Origin of the sequence: Paraburkholderia sp. SIMBA_054, from assembly GCF_046534875.1 — a bacterium.
GTDB lineage: Bacteria > Pseudomonadota > Gammaproteobacteria > Burkholderiales > Burkholderiaceae > Paraburkholderia > Paraburkholderia hospita.
This window is the reverse complement of record NZ_JAWRXV010001174.1, coordinates 1-256: the sequence shown is the minus strand read 5'-3', so window position 1 is coordinate 256 and position 256 is coordinate 1. Positions and strand designations below refer to the sequence as shown.

Below are 256 nucleotides of genomic sequence, written 5' to 3'. Positions count from 1 at the left end.
GGCGGATTCCGCCGCGGCACCGACATTCTGAAAGCGGTCGCGTTGGGTGCCGATGCGGTGCTGCTCGGACGCGCGACGACTTATGGCTTGAGCGCGGGCGGTCAGCCGGGCGTCGAACGCGCCATCGATATTCTCAAAACGGAGATCGACCGTGCGCTCGGACTACTTGGTTGCCGCGATATCGCGGAACTCGACCGAAGCTATCTGCGCCGTGTTGGGCACGACGGGGCGCTATCGCGGCGGCTGCAGGAACGAC

1 protein-coding gene is annotated in these 256 nt (G+C 65.6%); it reads left to right on the top strand.

All coding sequences use genetic code 11. From position 1 onward, the window contains the following. The coding region (locus SB822_RS58840) for an alpha-hydroxy-acid oxidizing protein (RefSeq protein WP_410859341.1) at positions 1-256 on the top strand (256 nt) is incomplete at both ends.